16 protein-coding genes and 1 pseudogene are annotated in these 18,502 nt (G+C 67.1%); 6 read left to right on the top strand and 11 right to left on the bottom strand.

Features of this window, described 5'->3' with window-relative positions:
• Positions 1 to 31 precede the first annotated feature (31 nt).
• Positions 32 to 925: a DNA-binding transcriptional regulator HcaR gene (hcaR, locus tag WI26_RS30255; protein WP_069228272.1), complete on the top strand. Its 894-nt coding sequence runs from the start codon at positions 32 to 34 to the stop codon at positions 923 to 925.
• A gap of 102 nt (positions 926 to 1,027) precedes the next feature.
• On the opposite strand, the gene WI26_RS30250 is transcribed toward hcaR, so the two are convergent.
• From WI26_RS30250 to WI26_RS30220, 7 genes are all read right to left on the bottom strand, one after another.
• The gene (locus WI26_RS30250; protein WP_069228271.1) at positions 1,028 to 1,897 is read right to left on the bottom strand and encodes an alpha/beta fold hydrolase; all 870 of its coding nucleotides are present in this window, start codon (positions 1,895 to 1,897) and stop codon (positions 1,028 to 1,030) included.
• A 106-nt stretch (positions 1,898 to 2,003) separates the two neighbouring features.
• A complete protein-coding gene (gene mhpT / locus WI26_RS30245) occupies positions 2,004 to 3,230 on the bottom strand; it encodes a 3-(3-hydroxy-phenyl)propionate transporter MhpT (protein ID WP_069228270.1) in 1,227 nt (408 codons plus the stop codon).
• A gap of 107 nt (positions 3,231 to 3,337) precedes the next feature.
• Positions 3,338 to 4,351, bottom strand: coding sequence for a 4-hydroxy-2-oxovalerate aldolase (gene dmpG, locus WI26_RS30240; RefSeq protein WP_069228269.1), 1,014 nt, complete (start codon positions 4,349 to 4,351; stop codon positions 3,338 to 3,340).
• A 12-nt stretch (positions 4,352 to 4,363) separates the two neighbouring features.
• Positions 4,364 to 5,311, bottom strand: coding sequence for an acetaldehyde dehydrogenase (acetylating) (locus tag WI26_RS30235; protein WP_069228268.1), 948 nt, complete (start codon positions 5,309 to 5,311; stop codon positions 4,364 to 4,366).
• Between the two features lie 8 nt (positions 5,312 to 5,319).
• The gene (locus tag WI26_RS30230) at positions 5,320 to 6,099 is read right to left on the bottom strand and encodes a fumarylacetoacetate hydrolase family protein (protein ID WP_069228267.1); all 780 of its coding nucleotides are present in this window, start codon (positions 6,097 to 6,099) and stop codon (positions 5,320 to 5,322) included.
• 4 nt (positions 6,100 to 6,103) lie between these two features.
• Complete coding sequence (locus WI26_RS30225; protein ID WP_069228266.1) at positions 6,104 to 7,084, bottom strand: 3-carboxyethylcatechol 2,3-dioxygenase; 981 nt, start codon at positions 7,082 to 7,084, stop codon at positions 6,104 to 6,106.
• 1 nt (position 7,085) lies between these two features.
• A complete protein-coding gene (locus WI26_RS30220) occupies positions 7,086 to 8,927 on the bottom strand; it encodes a bifunctional 3-(3-hydroxy-phenyl)propionate/3-hydroxycinnamic acid hydroxylase (RefSeq protein WP_069228265.1) in 1,842 nt (613 codons plus the stop codon).
• A 244-nt stretch (positions 8,928 to 9,171) separates the two neighbouring features.
• Between WI26_RS30220 and WI26_RS30215 the strand changes: the two genes are divergently transcribed.
• Positions 9,172 to 9,969: a DNA-binding transcriptional regulator gene (locus tag WI26_RS30215; protein ID WP_069228264.1), complete on the top strand. Its 798-nt coding sequence runs from the start codon at positions 9,172 to 9,174 to the stop codon at positions 9,967 to 9,969.
• 58 nt (positions 9,970 to 10,027) lie between these two features.
• On the opposite strand, the gene WI26_RS33230 is transcribed toward WI26_RS30215, so the two are convergent.
• Entirely contained in the window at positions 10,028 to 10,144 is a 117-nt protein-coding gene (locus WI26_RS33230) for an FRG domain-containing protein (RefSeq protein ID WP_236849373.1), read from the bottom strand.
• 352 nt (positions 10,145 to 10,496) lie between these two features.
• Positions 10,497 to 11,528, bottom strand: a pseudogene (locus WI26_RS30210) (PDDEXK nuclease domain-containing protein).
• Between the two features lie 500 nt (positions 11,529 to 12,028).
• Here WI26_RS30210 and msrB point away from each other — a divergent pair.
• The 4 genes from msrB (at position 12,029) to WI26_RS30185 (ending at position 16,639) form a co-directional block, all read left to right on the top strand.
• Complete coding sequence (gene msrB / locus WI26_RS30205) at positions 12,029 to 12,562, top strand: peptide-methionine (R)-S-oxide reductase MsrB (RefSeq protein WP_069228376.1); 534 nt, start codon at positions 12,029 to 12,031, stop codon at positions 12,560 to 12,562.
• 34 nt (positions 12,563 to 12,596) lie between these two features.
• Positions 12,597 to 14,477, top strand: coding sequence for a cytochrome c biogenesis protein DipZ (locus tag WI26_RS30200; RefSeq protein WP_069228262.1), 1,881 nt, complete (start codon positions 12,597 to 12,599; stop codon positions 14,475 to 14,477).
• 60 nt (positions 14,478 to 14,537) lie between these two features.
• Positions 14,538 to 15,281 carry a peptide-methionine (S)-S-oxide reductase MsrA gene (msrA, locus tag WI26_RS30195; RefSeq protein WP_069228261.1) on the top strand — a complete coding sequence of 248 codons (744 nt, stop codon included), beginning with the start codon at positions 14,538 to 14,540 and terminating at the stop codon, positions 15,279 to 15,281.
• A gap of 242 nt (positions 15,282 to 15,523) precedes the next feature.
• Positions 15,524 to 16,639, top strand: a complete 1,116-nt coding sequence (locus WI26_RS30185; protein WP_069228259.1) for an aromatic ring-hydroxylating oxygenase subunit alpha — start codon at positions 15,524 to 15,526, stop codon at positions 16,637 to 16,639.
• Positions 16,640 to 16,666: 27 nt separating this feature from the next.
• Here WI26_RS30185 and WI26_RS30180 read toward each other — a convergent pair whose 3' ends face one another.
• The gene (locus WI26_RS30180) at positions 16,667 to 17,056 is read right to left on the bottom strand and encodes a cytidine deaminase (protein ID WP_059450114.1); all 390 of its coding nucleotides are present in this window, start codon (positions 17,054 to 17,056) and stop codon (positions 16,667 to 16,669) included.
• 127 nt (positions 17,057 to 17,183) lie between these two features.
• A complete protein-coding gene (gene deoA, locus WI26_RS30175; RefSeq protein ID WP_069228258.1) occupies positions 17,184 to 18,500 on the bottom strand; it encodes a thymidine phosphorylase in 1,317 nt (438 codons plus the stop codon).
• Positions 18,501 to 18,502 lie beyond the last annotated feature (2 nt).

The following is an 18,502-nucleotide window of genomic DNA, read 5'->3' as shown; positions in this document are numbered from 1 at the left end:
TGCCGTTAGACGTTTTGACGATGACTGCCGAATGGAACTCCGACACTTGCGCTATTTCGTGGCCGTCGCCGACGAGCTGAACTTCACGCGGGCCGCGCAACGACTGCATACCGCGCAGCCGTCGCTGAGCCAGCAGATACGCGATCTCGAAGACGAGATCGGCACGCAACTGCTCGAACGCTCGAAGCGCAAAGTAGAACTGACGGAGGCGGGCCGCGTATTTCTCACGGAAGCGAGGCTCGTGCTCGCGCAAGCGGATCGCGCGGTCGAACGTGCCAGGCAGGCGGGCCGCCAGCAAGCGCTGACGGTGAAGATCGGATTTGTGCCCGCAGCGGAGGTCGCGATCTTTCCGGCGATCCTGCCGAAGCTGCGGATGCAGTTTCCCGGCGTGCACGTCGAATTGCGCAGCCTGCCGACGATGGAACAGGAAGACGCGCTGCTGCGCGGCGACATCGACATCGCATTCATGCGCCGGCCCCTGCACGCGCCGGGCCTGCATGCCGAAGTCGTGCTGACGGAACCGCTCGTCGTGCTGATGCCGGCCGTCCACCCGCTCGCCACGTACGCGCAGGTCGAACCGGCGATGCTCGACGGCCAGCCGTTCATCCAGACCAACCCGGCGTATGCGGGCCAGCTCCACGACATCGTCGGGCGGTATTTCGCCGATCATCGAATCGAGCCCGACACCGTGCAGGTCGCTACGAACATCCTGTTGAACCTGAACCTCGTCGGCATGGGGCTCGGCGTCGCGTTGCTGCCCGCGTACGTCGAGGCCCTCGCGGGCGAATCGATGTGCTGCCGCCCGCTTGCACCGCCCACACCCGATATCGACCTGCTGATGGTCACGCGCACCGAACCGCATTCGCCGGAGCTCGACGCGTTGATCGATCTGATGCGCCGCGCGCCATTCCGGCGTCACGGCTGAACGCGGCATGCGCACGTGCGAAAGACGCGCCGCTTGCCGCCCTTTGCAGCACACGGAGCGGCCCGGCGGTCACGCGCGACCGTCACACCGGATACGGGCGCGTCATTCGCCGAGGAACTCGAGCACCATCCGGTTGAACTTCTCCGCGTGCTCCCACTGCGCCCAGTGGCCGCACCGGCCGAACACGTGCAGTTCGGCATTCTGCATCCCCCACACCAGACGCAGGCCGATATCGACGGGCACGAAGCGGTCGTCGCGGCCCCAGATCACGAGCGCCGGCGCCGAAATCTCGCCGAGGCGCGGGCCGTAGTCGGTGAACTGCTTCGGATTCGCGGCAACGCTCTTCACGAAATTCTCGAGATGATCGCGGCGCGCGAGGATGTTCGCGAGGCGGGCCTGCATCAACTCGTCGGTCAGGCTGCTGGCGTCGTACACGAAAATGTTCAGCATTTGCTTCAGGTTCTCGAGCGTCGGCTCGCGATACACCTTCTGCAGCAGCTTGATGCCTTCGGTCGGCATCGGCACGAACTGGCTTGGGCCACCGGTGCCGCCGCCCATCAGCACCAGCTTGCCGACCTGCCGCGGATACAGTAGCGCAAACGCGACCGCGCTATGGCCGCCCATCGAGTTGCCGACGATGTGCACGCGTTCGATGTCGAGCGCATCGAGCAGCGCTTTGAGTGCGAACGCGTTCAACTCGGAGCGCGATCCCGTGTTGACAATCGTGTCGCTCTTGCTCCAGCCCGGGCAGTCGAGCAGCACGACGCGGTAGCCGGCATCGACGAACGCGTCGACATTACGGTGGAAATTCGCCCATCCGCTCGCGCCGGGCCCGGAACCGTGCAGCATCACGACCGTTTCGCGGCCCTGCCCCACGTCGTTGTAATGCAGCTTCAAGTCATGCTCGCCGACCTTCACCTGCACGAACCGGCTCGTGCTGTCTTCCGTCAATGTTCGTCTTTGCTGCGTCATGTTGAACCTCGTTTGTTCATGCGTCGATCACGCGAATGCGCGCTTGCACATCCGCGACTGGAAAGTGCGAAGCGGGCGTGCCCGCCTCGTCCCTGAAATACCCTCCCTACTCGGCCACCAGCACCCGCGCGCCTGCGCGATCGCGCGCGACCACCGTCAACGCCGACAGCGCCGCGACCACGACGAGCGGAATGCTCGACGCCATCAGCATCGTCGTGCTCTCGCCGAGCGCGAGTAGCTGCCCGGCGACGAACGGCCCGAGGATCGAGCCGAGCCGACCGACGGCGACCGCCGCGCCGACACCCGTGCCGCGCATGCGCGTCGGATAGATCGCGCTTGCGAGCGCATACAGCACCGACTGCCCGCCGACCAGGAACATCCCGCACAGCAGCGCGCCGCCAGCGAGCCACGCCGCATCCCTCGCGCCGGTCAGCATCGCGAGCGCGCATGCGATGCCGACATACATGCCGATCACCGTGCGACGCCGGCCAATACGGTCCATCAGGCTCGCGATGCCGACCGCACCGACTCCGCCACCGACGTTGAACATCACCTGAACGAAACTCGACTGCGCATGCGTGAGGCCACGCGTCATCACCATCGACGGCAGCCAGTTCATCAGGAAATACAGCACGACGAGGGTGCCGAGATAACTCGCCCAGAGCGCCGCGGTCGTCAACGCGCGGCCATCTCCCCACAACGCGTGCGCCATGCTCGCGTCCTCCGGCGTCGCCGACGTGCGCGTCGCGGCGAACTGCGCCGACTCGTTCAGCCACCAAGCGAGTAGCGGCAATACCAGCAGCGGCCCGATCCCGCCGACGTAGAACACGTGCCGCCAGCCTGCCGGATCGGTGCTGACAACGCCGATCGCCGCGCCGAGCGCCGCACCAAACGGCATCCCGCAGTACATCGCGCCGACCGCCGTGCTGCGCCGTTGCGGCGCCACCGCTTCCGAACACAGCGCGATCAGGTTCGGCATCGCGGCGCCGAGACCGAGGCCGGTCAGGAAGCGTGCGGCAAGCAGGCTCTCGAAGTTCCACACATGGGTGGTCGCCAGCGAGAACACGCCGAACAGCGCGACCGCCAGCATCAGCACGCGCTTGCGGCCAAGGCGATCTGCAAGCCGTCCGCCGAGCGCCGCGCCGGGCAGCAGCCCGAGCGCACCGATCCCGAACGCCCAGCCCATCTGGGCTGCGCCGAGCGCGAATTCATGCGCCATGCGCGGTGCGGCGATGCCGGCCGATTGCAGGTCCAGTCCTTCAAGCAATGCGACGAGCAGGCATAAGCCGATCGTGCGTGCGCCGCCAGCGCGGCCGTGTTCCGACGTGTTCATGAAAAGTCTCCGATGTAATGTGTATCGCTCTTTGCGGCGATGTCGATGAAGGCGCGGCGGTCGCCGAAAGCAAACCAACGGCGCGGCTGCTGCAGCCCTTCGCGATGTCAGCCGTGCGCGCGCTTCAGGTCGAGCGCGACGTCGACGATCATGTCCTCCTGCCCGCCGACCATCCGGCGCCTGCCGAGCTCGACGAGGATGTCGACCGTCTTCAGGTCGTATTTCTTCGCTGCCTCTTCCGAGTGGCGCAGGAAGCTCGAATACACGCCCGCATAGCCGAGCGCGAGCGTCTCGCGATCCACGCGCACCGGGCGATCCTGCAGCGGGCGCACGATGTCGTCCGCAGCATCCATCAGCGTGTACAGGTTCGTGCCGTGGTTCCAGCCCATCCGCTCGGCCGCCGCGATGAACACTTCGAGCGGCGCGTTGCCGGCGCCCGCCCCCATGCCGGCGAGACTCGCATCGATCCGGTCGCAGCCTTCCTCGACGGCGACGATCGAGTTCGCGACGCCCAGGCTCAGGTTGTGGTGCGCATGGATACCCGTCTGCGTGTCAGGATTCAGCACGGCCTTGATCGCGCGGAAGCGGTCGCGCACGTCGTTCATGTTCAGCGCGCCACCCGAATCGACGACGTAGATGCAGGTCGCGCCGTAGCTTTCCATCTTCTTCGCCTCGACGGCCAGGTTTTCCGGCGTCGTCATGTGGCTCATCATCAGGAAGCCGACCGTGTCCATGCCGAGCTCGCGCGCGTATTCGATGTGCTGCTTCGAGATGTCCGCTTCCGTGCAGTGCGTCGCGACGCGCACGACGCGCGCGCCGGCGTCGTAGGCGGCCTTCAGGTCGTGGATCGTGCCGATTCCGGGCAGCAGCAGCGTCGCGATCTTCGCGTGCTCGACGACGTCCGCCACCGCCGCGATCCATTCGAGATCGCTGTGCGCGCCGAAGCCGTAGTTGAAGCTCGACCCTTGCAGGCCATCGCCGTGCGCAACTTCGATGCTGTCGACCTGCGCGTGGTCCAGCGCACGCGCGATGTCCTGCACGTTTTGGATGGAGTACTGATGCCGGATCGCGTGGCTGCCGTCGCGCAGCGTGACGTCGGAGATATAGAGTTTCTTGCTCATCGGGAAGCTTCCTTACGCGCTCACGCGTTGCAGCGACTGCGCCATGCGCTCGGCGGTCGCGAGCGCGGCGGACGTCATGATGTCGAGGTTGCCGGCATAGGCAGGCAGGTAATGCGCGGCGCCTTCGACCTCGACGAAGATCGACGTCTTCAGCCCGCTCACGCGGCCGAGGCCCGGGATGTTCAGCGGCGCGGAAACGGGAATCTCGTCGAACTGCACGGCCTGCTTCAGCCGGTAGCCGGGCACGTAGGCCTGTACCGCGCGCGCCATCTCTTCGACCGACGCGGCGATCTGCTCGCGATCGGCTGGCTCGGACAGCACATACACGGTGTCACGCATCATCACCGGCGGCTCGGCCGGGTTCAGGATGATGATCGCCTTGCCATGCGCGGCGCCGCCGACCACCTCGATCGCCTTCGACGTCGTCTCGGTGAATTCGTCGATGTTCGCGCGTGTGCCGGGCCCGGCCGACTTGCTGCTGATCGACGCGACGATCTCCGCGTAGTGAGCCTTCGCGACGCGCGACACGGCAGCGACCATCGGAATCGTCGCCTGCCCGCCGCAGGTGACCATGTTCACGTTCGGCGCATCGAGATGCGCGTCGAGGTTGACGACCGGTACGCAGTACGGGCCGATCGCCGCGGGCGTCAGGTCGATGCAGCGGATGCCGGGCTTCAGCGCGCGCAGGTACGCGTCGTTCTTCACGTGCGCGCCGGCCGACGTGGCATCGAACACGAAGTCGATATCGTCGAACACCGGCAACCGCGTGAGGCCTTCGACGCCTTCGTGCGTCGTCGCGACGCCGAGGCGCGCCGCGCGCGAGAGACCGTCGGAGGACGGATCGATGCCGACCATCGCCGCGACTTCGAGATGCTTCGCATGCCGCATGATCTTGATCATCAGGTCGGTGCCGATGTTGCCCGAACCGATGATCGCGGCCTTGAGTTTCTGAACGCTCATGGAATTCCTCAATCGATGAAGGTGGCGCACACGCTGCCGAGGCCGGCGATCCGCGCGGTGAACGTGCCGGGTTGCTTGACCGCGACCATTGGCCCGAGCGCGCCGGTCAGGATCACGTCGCCCGCGCGCAGCGGCGTGCCGAGCTGCACCATGCGGTCGGCGAGCCATGCGGCCGCGTTCAGCGGATTGCCGAGGCATGCGGCGCCGCTGCCGCGCGACAGCACTTCGCCGTCCGACCCGAGTGTCATCTCACAGCTCCGGAGATCGATGTCCTTCAACAGCACGGGCCGGCTGCCGAGCACGAACAGCGCGCTCGACGCGTTATCCGCGACGGTGTCAACGAAGCGGATGTTCCAGTCCTTGATGCGGCTGTCGACCACTTCGATCGCCGCGAGTGCATAGGCGGTCGCGCGCTGCAGTTCGGCGAACGTGTGCTTCTCGTGCACGAGATCGTGTTCGAGCACGAGCGCGATTTCGGCTTCGACCTTCGGCTGGATCAGCTGCGACAGACGCATCGGTTCGGCGTCGCCATAGGCCATCGATACGAACAGTGTGCCGAAATCCGGCTGGTCGACGCCGAGCTGTTGCTGCACCGCGACCGAGGTCAGGCCGATCTTGCGTCCGACCACGCGTTCGCGCCGCAGCGCGGCGTTCGCCTGCTGGATCGCGTACGCGTCTTCCGCGTTCTGCTCGCCGATTTCCGCGCGCAGCGGATCGATCGGCGCGCATTCCCGTTCGGCGTCGCGCAGGCGTGCAGCCAGCGCGTCGATCTGTTGTTGCGTCAGCATGTCGTCATTCCTTTTCATTTGGACGATTCGATCGCGGCGGGGTATCCCCCGCAGACCAGCCGTGCATCGCGGCGAAGCCCGCGATCCATTCGGGAATCGGGCGGTAGAAATCCCGCACCGCGTGATATGGGCCAGCGGCCGCCAGCGCGGCGAACGCGGCAACCCACGCGCGGATCTCGTGCGCGGACTTGCCGCCGTCGCGGGTGATCGCTTCGTTGGTCATCCCGTCGACGGCCTTCAGTTCGCCACGTTCGAGCACGTCTAGAAACGCCTGGTCCCATTCGGGATTGAGCGCGTGCAGCGAGCTGTCGCCGGCTGCGAATGCGCGTGCGGCGGCGACCGTGCGCGCTTGGCGCGCGGCGCGCGCATCGGCGTCCGGATTGCGACCGGCAATCAACCGCTCGGCCATCTCGGGGCTCGCGGTCGCGAGTTCCGGCACGGGCGGCTCGTGCGAGATGCCGCCCGACCCGATCACGAGCACGCGCTTGCCGGTGCGCGCGATGAAGCGGCCGATCGCGTCACCGAGCAGGCGTGCGCGGCGCAGCGTTGCCATCGGCGCCGCGACCGAATTCAGGAACACGGGAATCACCGGATAGCGGTCGAGACCGCCCGTCAGCACTTCGAGCGCTTGAGCGAAACCGTGATCGATCTGCATCCGGTACGACACCGCCACGTCGACGTCGCTGTCGAGCACGGCCTCGGCCATCTCGCGCGCGAGCGCGGCCGGCACGTTCAGCGGGCCCGCGAGGCTTCGGTAGTCGCCGACCGATTCTGCAGCGATGCCGATGCAGAACGGCGGCATCAGGTCGTAGAAGAAGCCGTTGTAATGATCCGGCGCGAACAGCACGATGCATTCGGGATCGAACGCTTCGACGCGCACGCGGGCCGCGGCCTGCACGCGTTCGACTTCGGCAACCACGTCCGGCGCCGGATCGAAATAGCCGTGCAGCGGTGTATGGGACAGACATTCGAGCAGGATCGGCATGTCACGCTCCCGCCGGCTGTGCGCTCGGCCCATGCGCGACCGCATCGGCCCGCGCCGACGGCACGTTCGGCACGCTATCGGTCAGGTGCAACAGCGACGAAAGTTCGACGATCGCATCGGACACTTCCTGCGGCGCGCATACGCCCGCGACGAAACGGTCCGGCCGCAGCACCACGACCGACTGCGGGATCCGGCTAAACCAGTCCTTCAGGCGGCCGGTGGTGTCGCCGATCGCGATCACGCCGTCGGGCACGTCGGCCGCATAGTCGAGCTGCACGTCCGGCTTCGCGAGCACGAAGCATGCACCGAGCCGCTCCCACACCGCGCGCGCCGCGTCGGTGAGGCCGAAGGTCGGATCGCTGCCCCAGCCTATCACCGCGAAGCGGTTACCGATCGCATCGTCGAGCCGCACCGTGCGGCCGTCGGCAGTACGCACGCGCGGCTGGATGAACATCCGCCCGACCGGCGACTCGCCGAACGCGTCGCGGCCGTAGACGAGCTGGCCGAACCACGAACTACGCTTCTGGCTCATCAGGCCGAGCAGCCGGCCCGGCGCGCTGCCGCCCGCGCGTTCGAGCAGCCGCGCGAGCATGCCGCCGTTGCGCGTACGTTGCGGCAGCATCACGACGCCGGCCTCGTAGCGCGGCATCGGCTTGAAGCGCATCTCGACAAAATAGCGCTTCGCGGCCGGCACCGCGCTGAGCGCGCGGACGAAGCCGTCGCGCACGAAGCGGCCGACGCGCGTCGTCGGAGCAAAGATGTCGCCGGCCACTTCCGACAGGTGAATCATCGAACGCGCATGGTCACGCCGCTCCAGCGTATAGCTCGCGAGCAGCTCCGGACGGGCCAGCCCCTTCGCGACCATCGCGAGCTTCCAGCCGAGATTGCTCGCGTCGCGAATCCCGCTGTTGTAGCCCTGTCCCTGCCAGACAGGCATGATGTGCGCGGCATCGCCCGCGAGCAGCACGCGGCCTATGTCGAAACGGCGCGCGAGCCGCGCGTTGTGCGTGTACACGCGCTTGCGGATGTAGTCGACCTTGTCCGGATCGGCAACCACCTTGCGAATCAGCGCGGCCAGGTTTTCCGGTCGCGACAGTTGTTCCTCGGTCTCGCCGGGCATCACCATGAACTCGAAGCGGCGGATCCCGTGCGGCAGCGCGGCCGACACGTAAGGCCGCTCCGCATCGCAGTGCAGGTACACGTGCGGCGAGCCGAGCGGGTCATTGCGCACATCGACGACGATCCACTGGTTCGGTTTCGTGCGGCCTTCGAACGGTACGTTCAGCGTGCGCCGCACGAAACTGTTGCCGCCATCGGCTCCGACCAGGTACGCAGCGCGCACGGTCTGCTTCGCGCCGTGTGCGTCGACGATGTCGATCGTCACGCCGTCGCGGTCCTGCGCGAACGTATCGACGCTGTGCCCGAACCGCACGTCGACGTGCGGGAAGCGCTTCAGGCCGTCGTACAGCACGCGGTCCGCGAGCGGCTGGATGAAGGCGTTGCGGCGCGACCAGCCGAACTCGTCGGTGCGCGGCTCGATCGATGCGAAGCAATGACCGCTGCCGGTGACGAAGCGCATCCAGTGATCGGGGGTCGTATGCGGCAGCAGCGCGTCGGCGAGGCCGACTGTCTGGAACACTCGCAGTGCCTCGTCGTCGAGGCCGATCGCGCGCGGGTAGTCGATGATCTGGTCGAGTTTCTCGATGATGATCGTGCCGACGCCTTGCTGGCCCAGCAGGTTCGCGATCATCAGGCCGACCGGACCGGCGCCGATGATCGCGACATCGGTCGCGATGACGTGGGGGCTGGCCGACGCGGGCGCAGCCACGTGTTGGGCGGGCATCTCTGTCTCCTGTTTTCTGTCGGGCGCGGCATGCGGCCGCCGCGCGTCTCCACCTTCCGGCCGGCCACTGGGGCAAATCGGGCTCTGCTACGATGAACGGGTCTTCGCCGACGCCATCCACCGGGCCTTCCTCGCCGCCCGGGCATCCGGTTTCGAACAAAGTCTAAGGAGCGCAATCGTTCGCCTCAACAATTTGAGCAGAACGTGCACCTGATGCACATCATTGATTAATAAGGACTTTATTGTGTCGAAATACACCAGCGTGCGGGGGCTGGCACGCGGACTACAGGTGCTGCGCGCGCTCAATGCGATGGAGCACGGCCGGGCGACGAGCCAGCAGATCAGCGAGGCCACCGGGCTGCACCGGACCACCGTGCGGCGGTTGCTGGAGACCCTCGTCGACGAGGGCTGCGTGCGGCGTAGCCCGTCCGACGACAGCTTCCGGCTGACGCTGGGTGTGCGCGCGTTGAGCGAAGGCTTTACGGATGACGAGTGGATTTCGACTGTCGCGCCACCGGTGATGGCGCGGCTGACACAGCGCGTCGTATGGCCGTCGGACCTGACGACGCCCGATGGCGATGCAATGATCATCCGCGAGACCACCCACCGTTTCAGCCCGTTGTCATTTCACAGGTCGATGGTCGGACGCAGGCTGCCGATGCTGTTGACCGCAGCCGGTCGCGCGTATTTCGCGGCCTGCCCCGATGCGGAACGCGAGGACATCCTCGCGTTGCTGCGCACGAATGCCGACGACGACGAACAACGCCGCCTCGCGCACGACGATGCGTACATCGTGAACCTGATTCGTCAGACGCGCGTGGACGGGTTTGGACTCAATGCGAGCGACTGGGGCGCGCAGAAGAAGATCGGCGCGGTTGCGGTGGCAATTGCCGCGCATGGTCACGTGCTCGGCAGCCTGAACGTGATCTACCTGTCGAAGGCGATCACGTCGGCCGAAGCGATCCGGCGATTCGTGCCCGAACTGCAGCGCTCGGCGCGGGAGATTGTCGCCTGCCTGGAAGGCCGAACAGCCCCGGAGTGATTGGCGCTTCCTGGCGTTCTTCGTCCGAAATCACGTCCGCCTCATCGCAGGCCAGCATCTACACAGCTGCAGCAGGAGGCACCTGCCCCTCCGCGGGCTCGTCGGAAGGCTGCTTGATCGCAAACCACAGCGCTGCAAGCGCACTGCCAGACAAGTCGAGCAGTCGCGTCGGCATCGCGTGGTGCTACACGATCGCCAGCCAGTCGACTTCGGCGAGGTCGGGGGTCGACTCCAGATAAGGAATCGCTCGCTGCTTGAACTCGGCCAGCATGCGCGCCACGGTGATCGGCGTCGTGCGCACGTGTCGTGCAATGCCGGGCTTGAGAAGCCAGTTCTCGCTCCTCTGTCCGCGAAACAGATGGATGTTGGAGCCGAGGTCAGGCGTTCCCGAAACCCATCGGTCTACGTATTGCAGGAAGGTCGCGAGGTCATCCGCTTCGCCGAGATACTGAGCGGTCCGGTTTTTGATGTTGGTTCGGTCAGCATAGGTCCGGCTGCGTCGACAAAAAGGATGGATCGGCCGATCATTACGACTCGCCTAGATCATCAAGACGGGCACGTGCTGCCGCAATCGATTGGTGCAGCTTCGCCTGTAGCATCTCGCGTGGCGGGAGCACCGTGAGGTACTCGGCGACATGAATACCACCTTTGCCGAGCCCGAGCAATTCGATTTGTTCTTGTTTTTTGCCAGCACACAGGATGATGCCGATCGGCGGCGCCTCATCCGGCTCCTGCCCGTGCTTCGCGAGCCAGCGCAAGTAGAGCTCCATCTGACTCTTGTCCTCGGCCTTGAAGGAACCGAGCTTCAGTTCGATCGCGACAAGGCGTTTGAGCTTCCGGTTGTAGAACAACAGGTCGAAATAAAAGTCGTCGTCGATCAGCAGCCGCTTCTGGCGCGCGACGAATGTAAAGCCGGCACCGAGTTCCAGGAGAAACTGTTCCATCTCGCGCAGGATCGCATCTTCGAGATCGCGCTCGAGGTAGTGATCGTTGAGGCCGAGAAAGTCGAGGATGTACGGATCTTTCAGCACGAGGTCAGGCGTCATCTGCTGCGCGTCGCGGAGGTGCGTCACTTCGCGCCGAATCACTTCGTCGGGTTGCCGCGACAGCGCACTGCGCTCGAACAGCATCGACTGCATCCGCTCCTGCAACTGCCGCGACGACCAGCGCTCCACGCGACAGAGTTCAATATAGAAGTCGCGCTTGAGCGAGTCGTCGACGTACATCAACATCTTCAGATGGGTCCAGCTCAATTCTCTCCGCAGTGCGGAGAGAATTGGTTCATCGGGAAACATCTCGGCCGCGCGGAAGCAGTGGCGCAATTGCTGCTCGCTCCAACCCCGGTCGTACTCAGCTCTCAGTTGTCGTGCGAGCGCGGGGAGGATTTGTTGTCCGTAGCCCGCGCGCTCCCCGCCCAGCACATCATCTCAGATGCGACGACCAACTTGCCAATAAAGCAGGGCCAGTTCCGCGTTGACGGCCGCGGCCGCCTGGGCGCGCGCCGAATCAATCATGCGGCGGATGTCGGTCAAGAGGGATGCGGGGACGAGTTCGGTCATCTTGCTGGGAATGGGGGAATCGGCGGGCCGGCGCGCGCCAGTAGTGGCCACGTTACCGGAATCTCAGCGACAGCGGAACCCTGCTGGGCGCTCACCCAATTCTCTCCGCACCGCGGAGAGAATCCAGCCATCTTCCCGCCGAAGCCTTCGCCCACACACCGCACTAAATGTGGGTGCTCGCAATTGAACTTCTGCGTCGCCAGAAAAGAAGCCACCCTCCAGTCGCCCGGCCCGGATCGAAGAACCTCCAGGCCCGCGTGTGACGCAATGCCCAATGAACCCGCCCACCGGCACGTCGTTGCCCGCGCCAGAAATACAGGGGCGCCGTGACGGTGGCGGCAGCGCTTTTTCGATCGCCGCGGCGGGGTCGCTCAATGCCCCTCGGACACGGTGCCTCGCGCGCGCACCACTCGGCCAATCATCACAATTCATTTAACTTTCCGTGAGGACTTCGACACCGGCCGCTGTCTACGATGGGCGCATGTTTTCAGGAGCCCATCATGCCCACCCGCAGACATCTGCTGCTGTTCGCCGGCGCCACCGGCCTCGCCGCGCTCGCGACCCTGTCGTCCGTCGGCCGGCGCGCACTGATTGGCCGCGCGTTCGCCGCATCGCCTGCCACTCCGCAAACAGCCGCCCCTTTTGAAGTCACCCTCAGCGACGCCGAATGGCATCGCCGGCTCACACCCGCCCAGTACGCGATCCTTCGCGACGCCGGCACCGAGCGGCCGTACAGCAGCGCGCTGAACGACGAACATCGCACAGGCACGTTCGCGTGTGCGGGCTGCGGCCTCGCGCTGTTCTCGTCGGCCACCAAGTTCGACAGCCACACCGGCTGGCCGAGCTTCTGGAAACCGCTCGACCACGCGGTGGCGACCGACGCCGACACGTCGTTCGGGATGGTCCGCACCGAAGTGCACTGCCGCCGGTGCGGCGGCCATCTCGGCCACGTGTTCGACGACGGCCCGCCGCCCACCGGCCTGCGCTATTGCATGAACGGCCTCGCGCTCGCCTTCCACCCGGCCGCCGCCTGATCCGGCCCCACTCCCGACCGACTGGAGACGCACCATGCTGCTCATCGTCCTTGCCTATCTCGGCGGCGTGCTCACGATCCTGAGCCCGTGCATCCTGCCCGTGCTGCCGTTCGTGTTCGCGCGCGCCGACCAGCCGTTCATGCGCACCGGCCTGCCGCTGCTGGCCGGGATGGCGCTCACGTTCGCCGTCGTCGCGACGCTTGCCGCCGTCGGCGGAGGCTGGGTCGCGCAAGCCAACCAGGCCGGTCGCTGGGCCGCCATCGTGCTGCTCGCGCTGTTCGGCCTGACGCTGCTGATGCCGCGCCTCGCCGAACACCTGACGCGCCCGCTCGTCGCCGCAGGCAACCGGCTCACCGGTCTCGCGCAGCGCGACGGCCGCCCGGCCGGCCCGCTGTCGTCGCTGCTGCTCGGCGTCGCCACCGGCCTGCTGTGGGCACCGTGTGCGGGTCCGATCCTCGGGCTCGTGCTGACCGGCGCCGCGCTGCGCGGCGCGAGCGTCGGCACGACACTGCTGCTGGCCGCGTATGCGGCCGGCGCCGCGACGTCGCTCGGCGTCGCGCTCGTGATCGGCGGCAAGGTGTTCGCCGCGATGAAGCGCTCGCTCGGCGCCGGCGAATGGATCAAGCGCGGGATCGGCGCAGCGCTGCTGGCCGGCGTCGGCGCGATCGCGCTCGGCCTCGATACGGGGGCGCTTGCGCAGTTGTCGACCGTTACGACGGGTGGTCTCGAGACGAAGCTCGTCGAACGGCTCGGCGGCCACTCGAGCGGCTCGCCGACGGCGATGTCCGCAACGGGCGCTCCGGCGGACGGCTCGGCAGGCCGCACCGCGACCGGTCCGGGCGGCGCGATGATGGCCGCAACGGTCGATGCCGCGCACCCCGGCGGCGCGATGATGCGCGCGGCGGACGTCTCACCTGCGAAACCGGCACCGGCCGCGCTGCCGGTCGAAGGCACACTGCCGTCGCTCGACGGCGCCGTGCAGTGGCTGAACTCGCCGCCGCTGACCGCGGCCGGCCTGCGCGGCAAGGTCGTGCTCGTCGACTTCTGGACGTATTCGTGCATCAACTGTCTGCGCACGCTCCCATATACGACTGCCTGGGCACGCAAGTACGCGCCATACGGCCTCGTCGTGATCGGCGTGCATGCACCGGAGTTCGCGTTCGAGCGCGACATCGGCAACGTGAAGAAGGCCGTGCACGACCTTGGCATTGACTTCCCGGTCGCGATCGACAACCACTACACGATCTGGCGCGCGTTCAGCAACGAATACTGGCCCGCGCACTACTTTGTCGACGCGCAGGGACGCGTGCGCCGCCATCACTTCGGCGAAGGCGAATACGCGCAGTCGGAACGCGCGATCCAGTCGCTGCTCGCCGAAGCCGGCCACCCGGAAGCATTGAACGTGCCGCTCGGGCTCGCCGGCGCGCCCGCGCAAGGCGCGCTCGCGGCGGCCGATAGCGCCGACGTGCGCTCGCCGGAAACCTATGTCGGCTATGCGCGCGCGAACGACTTCACGTCGCCCGGCGGCGTCGTGCGCGACACGGCACACCGCTACGACGCGCCCGCGCATCCCGGCCTGAACGACTGGGGCCTCGCCGGCTCGTGGCGAGTCGGCGCCGAGCGCGCGTCGCTCGCCGCACCGTCAGGCCGGATCGTCTACCGCTTCCACGCACGTGACCTGCATCTCGTGCTCGGCCCGGGCGCAGACGGCAAGCCGGTGCGCTTTCGCGTGACGCTCGACGGCGCGGGGCCCGGTGCCGCACACGGCGCCGACGTCGATGCGCAGGGCTACGGCACGGTCACCGGGCAGCGCCTGTACCAGCTCGTCCGTCAGCCCGGCGCGATCGCCGATCGCACCTTCGCGATCGAGTTCCTCGATCCGGGTGTCGATGCGTACGCATTCACATTCGGTTGAACGCCTGCCAGGCCGACACCCGACCGCCGTCTTCCCAAACGCATTCCGAAGGAGCCAACGATGAACCCGACACCCACCCGCGCTACCATGCCGCGACGGCGCACGGCAATGCTGCGCCGCATCGGCGCGCTTGCCGTCGCGGCCGCCGCCGTGTTCGGCTACCAGCGCATCGTCAACTCCGCCGAGCCGATGCGCACCGTGCCCGCGCCGACACTCGACGAAACGCCCGGCGCATTGCACGACGAGACGGCCGTGCTTGCCGGCGGCTGCTTCTGGGGCGTGCAGGGCGTGTTCGAGCACGTGAAGGGCGTGAAGCAGGTCACGGCCGGTTATGCGGGCGGCGCGTCCGAGACCGCGCACTATGCACTCGTCGGGTCCGGGCTGACGGGGCATGCGGAATCGGTACGCATCGTCTACGATCCGACGCAGATTACCTACGGCCGGCTGCTGCAGGTGTTCTTCTCGGTCGCCCACGATCCGACCGAACTCAACCGGCAGGGCCCCGACGAAGGGTCGCAGTACCGGTCCGCGATCTTCCCGACCACCGCGCGGCAACGCGCGATCGCGACCGCGTACATCGCGCAGCTCGGCACCGCGCACGTGTTTCCGGCGCCGGTCGTCACGCGTATCGAGGACTACAAGGGGTTCTACCCGGCCGAGGCCTATCACCAGAACTACCTCGAACTTCATCCCGACGCGCCGTACATCGCGTTCAACGACCTGCCGAAGGTTGCCGGGCTGAAACACTACTTTCCCGCGCTGTACCGCACAGACCCGGTGCTGTGGCGCGACGCCCGCTCGTGACCGGCAACCGGCCGCGTGGCGGGATGCGGCCCGCCGCACGGCCGAGACCGCAGCCGGGCGGCCTCGCATGCCACACGTGCCGCCCGCGCCCCGGATTGCGCCGCATCAAACAAACCGCGCTCGCCGTGCCGGTGCAAACCCGCATCGCGTCCGCCATGCGGTGCAACTTCGCGTAGACTTCTCCCAAGCCACGCCGCTTGTCGCGGCGTCCGGATCTTCCGTCCAGCCAGGAGGCGTCACGCATGCGCGCAGTGCCTTTGTCTGACAGCAGCGCCCTCGAAGAACCGTCCACCAGCGCGGTCGTGCGCGACCTGCGCCGCGTGCCCATCCATCCCGATCACTGGTATCCGCTTGCATGGTCGCGCGAACTGAAGCGCGGCAAGACGCTCGGCGTGCGCTTCGCCGGCGATCCGATCGTGCTCGTGCGCACCGAATCCGGCGCCGTGCATGCGCTCGAAGATCGTTGCGCGCACCGCCAGGTCCCGCTGCATGCGGGCGTCGTGAGCGGCGAAACGCTGCGCTGCTGCTACCACGGATGGACCTACGCGTGCGATAGCGGCCGCTGCGTCGACGTGCCCTATCTCGGCCGCGAGCGTCTGCCCAACGGCGTGCGCGCGTATCCGTGCCGCGAGGCGCACGGGCTGATCTTCGTGTTCCCCGGCGACGCGACGCTCGCCGACGAACGCCCGTTCCCCGCGCTCGAATCGGCAGACGACCGTGCATTCAAGACGCGCCGCTTCGGCCGCGAGGTCAAGTGCCACTACTCGTTCATGCACGAGAACCTGATGGACATGAACCATCAGTTCCTGCATCGCAAGCAGATGGGGCAGATGCGGGCGCGCTCGGTCGGCCGGCGCCGCGGCGACGATTGGGTCGAGGTCGATTACACGTTCGTGCGCATGGAAGGCAAGCAGCCGGTCGGCGAGGCGCTCGTGTTCGGCTCGAGCAAGAAGCCCGGCGACCAGGCCGACAAGAGCGTGATGACGGTGCGCACAGGCTACCCGTACCAGACGCTGCAGATCCGCTCGAGCGAAGGCACCCTCGTGATGGACCTGTGGATCGTCTACGTGCCGCTCGATGCGCAACAGCGCACCAACCGCACGTTCGGACTGCTGTCCATCCACAAGCCCGGCATTCCGTTCGCGCTCGATCTCGCGTGGCCGCTGCTCGTCTGGTTCACCGAACGGATCTTCCGCGAGGATCGCTGGATCGTCGAGCGCGAGCAGGAAGCGCACGATCGGCAGGGCGCCGACTGGAACCATGAGGTGTTTCCGGTCATCAACGAACTGCGCGATCTGCTGCGCCAGTGCGGCGCGCGAACCGTGATCCCGATCCGCGACGCGCGCGACGACGCGTAATGCGCGCGGCGTGCCGCGGCGAGTGCGTTACAGGCTGAACGCGCCCGGCAACAACGCGCGGGCCGTCGTAACCTCGACGGCCCCTTTCAGATTGGCCAGGATCACTTCGATGTCGGGCATGCCTATCTCGATGATCACCTGACGGCACGCGCCGCACGGCGCGATCGGGCCGTCCGTGTCGCCGATCACCGCGAGCCGCGCGAAGTCGCCCGGACGATAGCCGGCGGCAATCGCCGCGAACATCGCCGTGCGTTCCGCGCAATTGCACAGTCCGTAGGACGCGTTCTCGACGTTGCAGCCGTGAAAAACCGTTCCGTCGCGCGCCTCCAGCGCAGCGCCAACCTTGAAGCGCGAATACGGCGCATACGCGCGCTCGCGCGCCGCCCTGGCCTGTTCGATCAGCTCGTCTCGTTCCATCTCGATGGCGCCTCCAGTGGTGTGCCGGGATGCATCGACACGACGCGCCCCGGCCGGCACGATACTCCCGTCATGTGAAGCTGGCGCCGATATCCGCACGTTCCGCCGTGCCGGTATCGGCGCCCGGTCAGCCAATCTGCTCGTAGATGGTCGGCGGCGCGTCGCCCGTCTCGCCCAGCACGTAGCTTTGCCGCACTTCCTCCACCGCACGTGCGGCGAACGCTTCGCCGCGGGCATGCACGTAGCCGAGCGGCTGGCCGGCTTCGACACGCTGGCCGATCTCCGCGAGCGCCGTCAAGCCGACACGGTAGTCGATCGCATCGTCGGCGCGCGTGCGGCCGCCGCCGAGCGCGACGACCGCGAGCCCGAGCGCGCGGCAATCGACCCGCTGCACCACACCGCTCGCGGGCGACGGAACCGGCACGATCACATCGGCCCGGGCAAGATGACGTGCGGGCGCTTCGATCAGGTCCGCCGGGCCGCCGAGCGCCGCCACCATTCTCGCGAAGCGTTCCGCCGCGGCGCCCGAATCGAGCGCCTGCAGCAACATCGTGCGCGCCTGGGCGACATCGCGCGTCAGCCCGCCGGTCACGAGCAACTGCGCAGACAACGCCATCGTGACGTCATGCAGGCGCGCCGGTCGCGACTTGCCCGTCAGGTAGTCGATCGCGCAGGCCACCTCGAGCGCATTGCCCGCGCACGGCGCGAGCGACTGGTTCATGTCGGTCAGGATCGCGGTCGTCTTCATGCCCGCGCCGTTGCCGACGTCGACGATGCTGCGTGCCAGCTCCGCCGATTTCCCGGCAGTCGGCATGAACGCGCCCGAGCCGACCTTGACGTCCATCACGAGCCCGTCGAGCCCCGCCGCGAGCTTCTTCGACAGGATCGACGCGGTAATCATCGCGACCGACTCGACGGTCGCCGTCACATCGCGAATCGCATAGATGCGCTTGTCGGCCGGCGCGAGCCGCGCGGTCTGCCCGATGATCGCGACGCCGATGTCGCGCACCGTGCGGCGAAACGTGTCTGTGTCCGGTGTCACGTCGTAGCCGGGGATCGCGCCGAGCTTGTCGAGCGTGCCGCCGGTATGGCCCAGCCCGCGCCCCGAGATCATCGGCACATAGCCGCCGCATGCGGCCACCATCGGCCCGAGCATCAACGACACGACATCGCCGACGCCGCCCGTCGAATGCTTGTCGATCACCGGTCCGCCGAGATCAAGCGCGTGCCAGTCCAGCACATCGCCGGAATCGCGCTGCGCGAGCGTCAACGCGACGCGCTCATCGGTGCTCAGGTCGTTGAAATACACGGCCATCGCGAACGCCGCCACCTGGCCCTCGGTCACGCTGCCGTCGGTCACACCGCGCACGAACGCGGCAATCTCGTCTTGATCGAGCGGCTGCCGGTCGCGCTTGCGGCGAATGAATTCCTGCGGCAAAAACATCG

The organism is Burkholderia diffusa (genome assembly GCF_001718315.1).
GTDB lineage: Bacteria > Pseudomonadota > Gammaproteobacteria > Burkholderiales > Burkholderiaceae > Burkholderia > Burkholderia diffusa_B.
The sequence above is the reverse complement of the archived record's forward strand: the minus strand, read 5'-3'. Positions and strand labels throughout refer to the sequence as shown.

What these genes read in the sequence shown, in the direction of transcription:
- deoA (WP_069228258.1), bottom strand. Translation starts at nt 18,500, where the DNA reads ATGTTTTTGCCGCAGGAATTCATTCGCCGCAAGCGCGACCGGCAGCCG.
- WI26_RS30200 (WP_069228262.1), top strand. Translation starts at nt 12,597, where the DNA reads ATGCTGCTCATCGTCCTTGCCTATCTCGGCGGCGTGCTCACGATCCTG.
- WI26_RS30225 (WP_069228266.1), bottom strand. Translation starts at nt 7,084, where the DNA reads ATGCCGATCCTGCTCGAATGTCTGTCCCATACACCGCTGCACGGCTAT.
- WI26_RS33230 (WP_236849373.1), bottom strand. Translation starts at nt 10,144, where the DNA reads ATGCCGACGCGACTGCTCGACTTGTCTGGCAGTGCGCTTGCAGCGCTG.
- WI26_RS30235 (WP_069228268.1), bottom strand. Translation starts at nt 5,311, where the DNA reads ATGAGCGTTCAGAAACTCAAGGCCGCGATCATCGGTTCGGGCAACATC.
- hcaR (WP_069228272.1), top strand. Translation starts at nt 32, where the DNA reads ATGGAACTCCGACACTTGCGCTATTTCGTGGCCGTCGCCGACGAGCTG.
- mhpT (WP_069228270.1), bottom strand. Translation starts at nt 3,230, where the DNA reads ATGAACACGTCGGAACACGGCCGCGCTGGCGGCGCACGCACGATCGGC.
- WI26_RS30185 (WP_069228259.1), top strand. Translation starts at nt 15,524, where the DNA reads ATGCGCGCAGTGCCTTTGTCTGACAGCAGCGCCCTCGAAGAACCGTCC.
- dmpG (WP_069228269.1), bottom strand. Translation starts at nt 4,351, where the DNA reads ATGAGCAAGAAACTCTATATCTCCGACGTCACGCTGCGCGACGGCAGC.
- WI26_RS30220 (WP_069228265.1), bottom strand. Translation starts at nt 8,927, where the DNA reads ATGCCCGCCCAACACGTGGCTGCGCCCGCGTCGGCCAGCCCCCACGTC.
- msrA (WP_069228261.1), top strand. Translation starts at nt 14,538, where the DNA reads ATGAACCCGACACCCACCCGCGCTACCATGCCGCGACGGCGCACGGCA.
- WI26_RS30250 (WP_069228271.1), bottom strand. Translation starts at nt 1,897, where the DNA reads ATGACGCAGCAAAGACGAACATTGACGGAAGACAGCACGAGCCGGTTC.
- WI26_RS30180 (WP_059450114.1), bottom strand. Translation starts at nt 17,056, where the DNA reads ATGGAACGAGACGAGCTGATCGAACAGGCCAGGGCGGCGCGCGAGCGC.
- msrB (WP_069228376.1), top strand. Translation starts at nt 12,029, where the DNA reads ATGCCCACCCGCAGACATCTGCTGCTGTTCGCCGGCGCCACCGGCCTC.
- WI26_RS30230 (WP_069228267.1), bottom strand. Translation starts at nt 6,099, where the DNA reads ATGCTGACGCAACAACAGATCGACGCGCTGGCTGCACGCCTGCGCGAC.